This is a genomic window from Halanaerobiales bacterium (genome assembly GCA_035270125.1).
In the GTDB taxonomy this organism is placed as follows: domain Bacteria; phylum Bacillota; class Halanaerobiia; order Halanaerobiales; family DATFIM01; genus DATFIM01.
Genome location: DATFIM010000239.1, coordinates 1 through 10099, shown reverse-complemented (window position 1 = coordinate 10099; position 10099 = coordinate 1). Strand labels below are relative to the sequence as shown.

9 protein-coding genes are annotated in these 10099 nt (G+C 33.5%); all 9 read left to right on the top strand.

The annotated features are described in order from the left end of the window. On the top strand, nt 1-1068 hold a 1068-nt coding region (uvrC, locus tag VJ881_11640), incomplete at its 5' end, for an excinuclease ABC subunit UvrC (protein ID HKL76708.1). Nucleotides 1069-1163: 95 nt separating this feature from the next. Then, complete coding sequence (locus VJ881_11635; GenBank protein ID HKL76707.1) at nt 1164-1334, top strand: 4Fe-4S binding protein; 171 nt, start codon at nt 1164-1166, stop codon at nt 1332-1334. Nucleotides 1335-1515: 181 nt separating this feature from the next. Next, nucleotides 1516-2772, top strand: a complete 1257-nt coding sequence (gene glyA, locus VJ881_11630; GenBank protein HKL76706.1) for a serine hydroxymethyltransferase — start codon at nt 1516-1518, stop codon at nt 2770-2772. A gap of 93 nt (nt 2773-2865) precedes the next feature. Then, the gene (locus tag VJ881_11625; protein HKL76705.1) at nt 2866-3666 is read left to right on the top strand and encodes a Cof-type HAD-IIB family hydrolase; all 801 of its coding nucleotides are present in this window, start codon (nt 2866-2868) and stop codon (nt 3664-3666) included. 35 nt (nt 3667-3701) lie between these two features. After that, nucleotides 3702-5774 carry a S9 family peptidase gene (locus tag VJ881_11620; protein ID HKL76704.1) on the top strand — a complete coding sequence of 691 codons (2073 nt, stop codon included), beginning with the start codon at nt 3702-3704 and terminating at the stop codon, nt 5772-5774. A 105-nt stretch (nt 5775-5879) separates the two neighbouring features. Beyond that, a complete protein-coding gene (locus tag VJ881_11615) occupies nt 5880-7430 on the top strand; it encodes an ABC transporter substrate-binding protein (GenBank protein HKL76703.1) in 1551 nt (516 codons plus the stop codon). Between the two features lie 122 nt (nt 7431-7552). Beyond that, nucleotides 7553-8494, top strand: a complete 942-nt coding sequence (locus VJ881_11610) for an ABC transporter permease (GenBank protein HKL76702.1) — start codon at nt 7553-7555, stop codon at nt 8492-8494. Nucleotides 8495-8514: 20 nt separating this feature from the next. After that, nucleotides 8515-9351, top strand: coding sequence for an ABC transporter permease (locus VJ881_11605; protein ID HKL76701.1), 837 nt, complete (start codon nt 8515-8517; stop codon nt 9349-9351). Between the two features lie 17 nt (nt 9352-9368). Then, the coding region (locus VJ881_11600; protein ID HKL76700.1) for an amidohydrolase at nt 9369-10099 on the top strand (731 nt) is incomplete at its 3' end.

Below are 10099 nucleotides of genomic sequence, written 5' to 3'. Positions count from 1 at the left end.
ATTATGGCTGTAGCCCAGGGTGAGGAAGATCAGGCCTGTGTTCAACTTTTACTTGTAAGAAATGGAAGACTAATGGGACAGGAACACTTTATTTTAGAAGGGGTGGCTGAGGAAAATGTAGAACAAATAATGGGATCTTTTCTACAGCAATATTATGAACAGGCTCCCCAGATACCGGATGAAGTGCTTTTAAATACAGAAATAGATTCAGCTGAACTTCTTGCTCAAAGATTAAGACAGAAAAAAGGGAGAAAGGTAAAAGTACAGAAACCGGTTCAAGGGGATAAAAAACGTTTAATTGAGATGGCAATGCGGAATGCCAAACAAAATCTCAAAAAAGAAGAGATAAGAGAAAAATATCGTAAAAAACAGACTGAACAGGCGATAAAAGAATTACAGGCTGAACTTGAAATGGATAATCCTCCAGAACATATTGAAGGATTTGATATATCCAATATTCAGGGTAGAGATTCTGTTGCTTCTTTAGTTGTTTTTAAAGGGGGAACACCTTCCAAACAGGATTATAGACGTTTTAAAATAAAGACTGTGGAAGGAGCTGATGATTTTGCCAGTATGCAGGAAGTTATTGAGAGAAGATACAATCGACTACTCAAAGAAGATAGAAAATTGCCTGACCTTATTTTAATAGATGGAGGAAAGGGACAATTAAGTGCTGCCTATGAGATTCTGGAGAAATTAGATTTAAAAGATCAGCCAGTAATTGGTCTGGCCAAAAAAGAAGAGGAAATTTTTAAACCGAATAAATCAGAACCAATAATTATATCACATCGCTCACCAGCTTTACAGTTATTACAGAGAGTTCGAGATGAAGCTCATCGCTTTGCAGTGAGTTATCATCGTAAATTACGTTCTCGCCGTTTAACCCATAGTTTGCTGGATAAAATTCCAGGAGTTGGACCAAAAAGAAGAAAGGCGCTTTTACGTCATTTTGGTTCTTTGGGTGAGATTAAAAAAGCTAATATCACTAAATTAAAGCAAGTTGAAGGAATTAGTGGAAAAACAGCCAGAAAAATTTATGATTATCTAAGGGAAAATATTAGAGCTTAAACTTATTGACAATAATATTAAGCAACGTTATAATAAGTACAGAGTGTAACTATTTAACAATTATAAACCATAATATTAATGGAGGTGAAATATATATGGCTTATGAAATTTCTTCTGATTGTATTTCCTGTGGTGCCTGTGAATCAGAGTGTCCTGTAGATGCTATTAGCCAGGGAGATACTCAGTATGTTATTGATGCTGCTACCTGTATTGATTGTGCAGCCTGTGTTGATGTTTGTCCTGTAGATGCTATTAGTCCTGCCTAATCCACCAAAATTTTTATTAAAAAAGCCGGAGCTTTTGCTTCGGCTTTTTCTATTGCTAAAATTTTTTTAACAATAACAAAATTTTGTATAAAAAAACAGGATTCAAACTATGTTTACAGAATAATATATAATGATAGAAGAAAAATCTTAAATAATGTTTATAAAAAGGAGCTGATTTTCTGTGAGTTATCTTGACAAAATTGATCCTGAAATTTCTAATTTGATTAATGAGGAAAATGAAAGACAACAGCGTAATATAGAACTAATTGCTTCTGAAAACTTTGTGAGCAAGGGAGTTATGGAAGCTGCTGGTTCTGTTTTAACAAACAAATATGCTGAAGGATATCCTCATAAAAGATATTATGGTGGTTGTGAGGTAGTTGATAAGGTTGAAGATTTAGCCCGAGAGAGAGCTAAAGAATTATATAATGCTGAACATGCTAATGTTCAACCTCATTCTGGTTCACAGGCAAACCAGGCAGTATATTTTTCTGTTTTAGATCCAGGAGATAAGATTTTAGCTATGGACCTTACTCATGGTGGACACCTTACTCATGGTAGTCCGGTAAATATGTCTGGAAGCTATTATGATGTTGTTCATTATGGAGTAACTAAAGATAGAGAAATTATTGATTATGATCAGGTAGAAAAACTTGCTAAAGAACATGAACCAAAACTAATTATTGCTGGGGCAAGTGCTTATCCAAGAGTAATTAACTTTATGCGATTTAAAGAAATAGCTGATGAAGTTGGAGCTTATCTAATGGTAGATATGGCTCATATTGCTGGATTAGTAGCTGCTGACTTACATCCTAACCCTGTTCCTCATGCTGATTTTGTAACTACTACTACTCATAAAACTTTAAGAGGGACAAGAGGTGGAATGATTCTCTGTAAAGAAGAACATGCCAAAAAAATTGATAAAGCTATTTTCCCTGGAATTCAGGGTGGGCCTTTAATGCATATTATTGCAGCTAAAGCAGTTGCTTTCAAAGAGGCTTTAACCGATGAATTTAATGAATATCAACACCAGATTATTAAAAATGCTGAAAAACTTGCTACTGAACTTAAGAGTTATGGCATGAGATTGGTTTCTGGTGGAACTGATAATCATTTAATGTTAGTTGATCTTAATAATATGGATATCACAGGCAAAGATGCAGAAACTGCCCTCGATAAAGTAGGTATTACTTTAAATAAAAATACCATTCCTTATGAAACTCGTAGTCCTTTTGTGACAAGCGGAATAAGAATTGGTACACCTGCAGTAACAACAAGAGGAATGAAAGAAAAAGAAATGAAAAAAATTGCTGAATTTATTTTTGAAGCTCTAAAACATGCTGAGAATGATGAAAAATTAGCTGAACTTAAAAAAGAAGTACATGCTTTTTCTGATGAATTTAGTGAAAATGGAAGTGTAGAAATTTTTTCAAAATAATTAACAATAAAACAAAAAATTATGGGGTTAATTAAAACTTTTAATTAAGGGGAGGGGGGAGACCCCTCTCTATTTTTAGTGAGGTTGATAAATATGAAACATGAATTAATTGTATTTGATTTAGATGACACTCTTTTAAATAAAGAACATAAATTAAGTTCTAAAACCGTATCTGCTCTAAAATCCCTTAAAGAAAAAGGGAAAAAGATAACAATAGCAACCGGGAGGATGTTTGTATCTGCCCTTCCTTATGCAGAAGAATTAGAAATTGATCTTCCAGTCATCTCCTATAATGGGGCTTATGTTTGTGATCCTAAAAGTCATAAAGTTATTTTTCATCATGCTATTTCAACTGATTTAGTTCAGGCAATTATTAAAGAAGCAGAACAGGAAGGATTACATATTAATTTATATTATGGTGATGATTTTTATGTAAAAGAGAGAAATAAAGGTGTAGAAATTTATGAAGAAATTGCCGGTGTTAAAGGGAGAACTATTGGTAAATTAAGTGAAAATTACAAAGGTGAAGCTACCAAAATTTTATTAATAGAAAAAGACCAGGAAAAAAAGTATCATTATTTAGATTATTTTAAAGAAAATTATGGTCATAAACTGGAAATAACTGAATCAAAAGAATATTTTATTGAATTTACTGCTAAAGATGTATCTAAAGGAGAAGCTTTAGAAAAACTGGCTAAATCTCTTAATATTCCTCAAAAAAAAGTAATAGCTGTAGGTAATGGTTTTAATGATCTGACTATGATCGAATGGGCTGATCTAGGAATTGCAGTTGATAATGCTCCTCAACCTGTCAAAGAAAAGGCTAATTTAATAGCTGGACATCACGATGAAAATGGAGTTGCAGATATTCTGGGAGAAATTTTTGATATTTAGAATTCAAAAAACTTGAGAAGAAGAGGAGTGATCTAATGTCAAAAAATAAAATGAGGGATTTTAAAGCTGAGGATATATATAAATTAAATTTAGCTAATGAGCCTCAAATTTCTCCAGATGGAGAAATAGCAGCTTTTGTGGTCCAGAAATGGGATAAAGAGAAGGATAGAAGTATAACTAATATAAAAATGATTGATCTGGATACTGGAAAATTGAGAACAGTAACTACTGGCTGTTGTGATCGCTATCCTCGTTTTTCTCCTGAAGGAAATAAACTTGCTTTTATTTCTGAAAGAAGCGGTAATTCAGCTATCTGGATAATTGATTTAAAAGGTGCTGAGCCCTGGAAAATAAGTGGTGAACTTGAAGTCAATTCTCCTCCAGTCTGGTCTCCAGCTGGAGATAAAGTGGTTTTTTCTGCCTATCAGGAATATGAAGCTAAAGAAGAAAAAAGAGATGATATAACAATTGTAGAAAAATTATATCATAAATATGATGGTTATGGATTTTTCCGGGGAAAATACAGTCAAATATTTACTGCTGAAGTCAAGGATCCAGAACTTGATCAAAAAATTACTCAAATTACTGCCAATAATTTTAATCACTACCATCCTGTTTTTTCACCAACTGGAGATAAAATTGCCTGTTCTGTAATGAGAGAAGATTATTTAGAAAAAGGAGTTTATAAACATGATCTCTGTTATTATGACTACAAAAAAGATAAATTTCAAATTATTTTAAAGGGGAGAGGACCTGTTCGCTATCTTGACTGGTCAAAAGATGGTGATTTTTTAGTATATATCGGTCATCAAAATAGATATGGAAGGGCGACTACCAATAATCTTTGGTTAGTACCTTTTAAGTGTGAATGTGAATTTCCTATTAAAGGAAATAGAATAGTTAATTTAACTGAAAGGCTGGAAAGACCGGTAGGTACATCCGTAGATTCTGATCTGAATTATTGTTGTCTTGATAATCATCCTTTTAAATGGTCAGCAGATGCTAAAAAAATATTCTTTCTTGCAGCAGATCAGGGAAGTAGTTATATATATAAACTTAATTTGACTTCTAATTTAAAAAAGAAAATATTAGAAAATGATCTGACTGGTTTGGATAAAAGCATTAAAATAAATAAGGTTTTAGGGAATGAAAAAAGTAATATAAGAGCTTTTTCCTTAAATAAAAATAAATGTCTGGCTGTTATTTCTACAGTTAATAAACCTGATGAACTTTTTTATTTTGATGATTTTGAGCATATGTATAAAAGGAAAAGAGAAAATGATGTCGAAATATATAATAAGCAGTTAACAATTCTTAATAATAATTTAATCGGATCAACTAAGTTATATGAAGCAGAAAAATTCAGATATAATGGGGCTCAAAATTGGGGGATAGATGGCTGGATTTTAAATAAAGATGAAAGCAAAAGTAATGATAAACCACTGGTTGTTATTGTTCATGGTGGTCCTCATCTTGCCTATGGTGGTACTTTTATGCTCCAGGCCCAAATTATGGCTGCTAAAGGTTATGCAGTTTTTTATGCCAATCCGCGTGGTAGTCAATCCTATGGTCAGAAATTTACCTCAGCAGTTGTCAAAGATTGGGGACATAATGATTATCAGGATGTACTAAAGGGAATAGATTATATTCTCAAAAAAGGGTGGGCAGACCGGGATAAGATATATATAATGGGTTGGAGCTATGGAGGATATTTAACCTGTCTTTTATTGGCTCATTCCAGCAGGTTTAGAGCAGGTGCTGCCGGTGGTAGTGTTACCAATCTTTATTCATTTTATGGAACCAGTGATATTGGTTATTCTTTTGGAGAATTTGAAACTGGTGGTTCATCCTGTCATTCTAAAGAAAAACTAATTTCACGTTCACCTATAAATTATGTCCATAAAATAAATGATCCTTTACTAATCTTGCATGGAGAAGATGATCTACGCTGTCCTGTTAGTCAGTCAGAAGAATTATTTACTGCTCTAAAAAGATGTAATAAAAATACTACTTTTATACGCTATAAAGATGAAATGCATTTACTTAATAAACCATCTCATATTATTCACCGATTTCAGAAAACACTTGATTGGTTTTCAAAGTATTAAAATGTTGATAAATATAAAGGTAATCTGTTAAAGGCCTTTATATTTTCATATAAGTAATTACAGCTAATAAGCTGTAAAAAGTAGAGAGAAGGAGGAGTAAGAGAAATGAAAAAAACATTGTCACTATTTTTATTAATGAGTTTTCTTGTATTTGCTTTTTCTGCAGTTGGATTTGCTGAAGGTGGGGTAATAAATGTTGGAATTGGAATGGATATAAAACAACTTGACCCGGCTTATATTAGTGATCTTCCTTCAGAAAGAGTTTCCTCGCAGATTCATGACAGATTACTAATTAGAGATGCAGAAGGTAATATCAAAGGTAATCTGGCTCATGATTGGGAGGTAAGTGAAGATTCAAAAGTCTGGACATTTCATCTAAAAGAAGATGTAAACTTTACTGATGGTTCAAAATTTGATGCTAATGTTGTGAAATGGCATTTTGAAAGATTAATGAACCCGGAATCTGCTTCAAATTATGTTGAACAGTTTTCTATTATTGATGAAATAAATGTTCCTGATGATTATACCGTTCAATTTGTATTAAAAAGAAGCTATGGCCCATTTATTGATACAATCCTATTTTCACCAGGAGGACTTATTCCAAGTAAGGCCCATTTTGAAAAGGTAGGAGCAGATGCTTATGCTTCCGATCCTGTAGGAACAGGTCCTTTTAAGTTTGAAGAATGGCAGCCAGGTAGTGGTGTTAGATTATCCAGAAATGAAGATTATCATCGTAAAGAAGTAAAACCTGAAGGTCTTGTTTTTAAACCTATACCTGAACCAATGACAAGACTTATAGAATTACAAACTGGTGGAGTCCATGTTGTAAAATCTATCTCTCATAATAATGTGGATAGATTAAAAAATGATAGTAATATAGTAATGCATACTGGAGAAAGTGAATTTTATGTGCTTTACATCTGGTTCAATATGGTCAATGATTCAATTTTTGAAGATAATTTACCTTTAAGAAAAGCAATTGCCTATAGTATTGATAAACAGGAATTGGCGGAAGTTTTACATGGCGATTATGCAATTAGAACTGAAGGTTATGTACCTAAGGCCAGCTGGGCTTATCCAGATAATCCTGATCCTATAGGATTTGATATGGAAAAAGCCAGGGAAATATTAAAAGATGCTGGTTATAGTTATCAGGGAGAAGAATTATATAAAGATGGAGAAAGAGTTGAGATTGAATATTTAAGTACAACTTCTGAAAGACAGTGGTCAACTATAGCTCAATATGTTCAGGAAAGATTAAGACAGCTTGGGATTAAAGCAGAACTTCAGCAACTTGAGTGGGGAAGTTATCTCGACAAATTTACAAATAGAAAATATACTTTAAGTAGTATGGGTTGGTCCCAAAATACTGGTGAACCGAGTTTATTCTTAGATGTATTGGTAAAAACAGATGCCAGAGGTAATTTCACAGGTTATTCAAATCAGGAAGTTGATGACATGTTAGATAAAGCAGCTAAATTAGCTGATAGAGAAGATAGAAAGGAAGTTTATAGAAAAGTATATGATATTTTAGAAGAAGACTTGCCAATGATACCTATTTTAAGTAATCCTCTTTTAGAAGGAGTCAGAAAAGAAGTTAAGGGATATGTATATTCACCATATGTCAGTGATTATACAGATGCCTATATTGAATAGTAAAATTTTTTACAATGATAATTTAGTGAATTAACAAATTAGAAGAGTATAATTTATTTAAAACCGGGGATTAATATCCCCGGTACTTTTCCATTTTATAGCTAAGTAAAGGAGGGGATGACTTGCTACAATATATATTAAGAAAATTATTATTTTCCATACCGGTAATAATTGGAGTTAGTATTCTTGTGTTTTTGATGATACATTTAGTTCCTGGAGATCCAGCCCGGATTGCTGCTGGAGTTAAAGCTACAGATGCTCAGGTAGAACAAACCAGAGAACTGCTTGGTTTAAATGATCCACTTCATATTCAATTTGTTAATTTTGCCAAAGGTGCTATAGTAGGGGATTTTGGTAAATCGATCAGGACAAAACGGCCAATTTCAGTAGAACTTGCCAGTAGAATTCCCTGTACTTTTCAGCTTGCCTTTTTATCTTTAATAATAGCTACTACTTTTGGATTGTTTTTAGGTGTTATTTCCTCAGCTTTTCGAGGGACAATAATTGATAATATTACCATGATCGGTGCCCTGTTTGGTCTTTCTATGCCCAGCTTCTGGCGAGGATTAATGTTAATACTATTGTTTTCCTTTGTATTGGGCTGGTTTCCAGCTTCAGGTTATGCAGGCCCTTTTTGGACCTGGGAAGGTTTTAAACATTTAATATTGCCTGCTATTTCTTTAGGTACAGCTTATACTGGTACACTGGCCAGATTAACGAGATCAAATATGTTAGAAGTATTAGGCCAGGATTATATAAGAACAGCAAGAAGTAAAGGTTTAAAAGAAAGAGTAGTATTTTTTAAACATGCTCTAAGAAATGCCTTGATTTCAGTAGTAACTGTTATTGGACTTAGTTTAGGTATATTATTAGGTGGAGCCATGATTACAGAAACAGTATTTTCTCTACCGGGGATAGGTAGTCTTGGGGTAACTGCAATTTTGGCCAGAGATTATAAATTAGTACAGGCGATTGTGATGTTAATGGCTATAATCTTTGTTATAGTTAATCTGATTGTTGATATTATTTATTCTATGTTGGATCCGAGGATAAAATATGATTAAAGGAAGGGGGAAAATTCACAATGGGTGATAAAAATATTTTCAAGGAAATATTAGGACATAAATCAGCTACTTTAGGACTTTTTATTGTAGTTATTGCTTTGATTATTTCTTTTATTGGACCACAAATTGCTCCTTATGATTATAGAGAACAGAATATGATCGATCGTTTTCATCCTCCCTCTTCTGAATATAAACTGGGAACAGATAATTTAGGGAGAGATATATTAAGTAGAATATTACATGGAACAGCTATTACTATGCAGATTGGATTTTTTTCAGTAGCAATTGGATTGACTTTAGGTCTAATCCTGGGTTTATTGGCAGGCTATTTTGGGGGGATAATTGATAGAATAATAAGTGGTCTTATCGAAATAATGCTTGCTTTTCCCAGCTTGCTTTTGGCCCTGGTTATAGTCAGTATTTTAGGACCAGGACTTTATAAGATTATGCTGGCTGTTGGAATAAGAACAATGCCTATTTTTGCCAGATTAACCAGGGGGCAGGTTTTACAGGCTAAAACTACTGATTATGTAGAAGCTGGTGAAGTTCTGGGAGCTACAGATTTAAGAATTATAGTTAAATATATAATACCTAATATAATTTCACCAATACTGGTAATGGCAACTTTACAGATTTCAATAACTATTTTAACTGCTGCTGGATTGAGTTTTTTAGGTTTAGGAGCTCAACCACCAATCCCAGCCTGGGGTTCAATGGTTGCAGAAGGAAGAGCTTTTTTACGTTATGCCTGGTGGATTTCTACCTTTCCTGGACTTGCAATTATGTTTATAGTTATGGGTTTTAATCTTCTTGGAGATGGATTACGTGACATTTTTGATCCACAATTAAACCGATGAATATTAGGAGTGATAAAATGAGTTTGATAGCAGAAATAAAAAAAGAGATAATGGGGATAGAAGATGAAATGATAGAGTGGAGAAGAGATATTCATCAACATCCTGAACTGGCTTTTGAAGAAGAAAGGACTTCAGCCTTAGTGATTGAAAAATTAAAAAAATGGGGTTATGAAGTTGAAAAAATGGCCGGGACAGGTGTTGTGGCCAATCTTAAAAATAATTTTTCCAGTCAAACTATTGCCATTAGAGCTGATATGGATGCCCTTCCTCTTGAGGAAAAAAATGAAGTAGAATATAAATCTCAAAATCCAGGAAAAATGCATGCCTGTGGTCATGATGCTCATACAGCTATAGCTTTAGGTACTGCCAAAGTTATTTCTATGTTTAAAGATAAAATAAAAGGAAATGTAAAATTTATTTTTCAACCTGCTGAAGAGGGCCCAGGTGGTGCGAAGCCAATGATTGATGAAGGAGCTCTAGAAAATCCTAAAGTAGATAGAATTATTGGTTTACATAATAGAACAAACATCCCAGTTGGCCAGATTGGAGTTGGTTATGGTCCAATTATGGCTTCTACTGATAAATTTACTATTAAAGTAAAAGGAACTGGAGCTCATGGTGCTCATCCTGATGAAGGGGTAGACCCGGTTGTAGTTGCTTCCCACCTGATAATTGCCTTACAGGAATTAGTTAGTAGAGAAACAGAACCTACTGAACCTCTGGTAATAACAACTGGTTCAATTCATGG

Coding starts and splice junctions, on each gene's coding strand:
- VJ881_11635 (HKL76707.1), top strand. CDS start 1,164: ATGGCTTATGAAATTTCTTCTGATTGTATTTCCTGTGGTGCCTGTGAA.
- VJ881_11625 (HKL76705.1), top strand. CDS start 2,866: ATGAAACATGAATTAATTGTATTTGATTTAGATGACACTCTTTTAAAT.
- VJ881_11620 (HKL76704.1), top strand. CDS start 3,702: ATGTCAAAAAATAAAATGAGGGATTTTAAAGCTGAGGATATATATAAA.
- VJ881_11615 (HKL76703.1), top strand. CDS start 5,880: ATGAAAAAAACATTGTCACTATTTTTATTAATGAGTTTTCTTGTATTT.
- VJ881_11605 (HKL76701.1), top strand. CDS start 8,515: ATGGGTGATAAAAATATTTTCAAGGAAATATTAGGACATAAATCAGCT.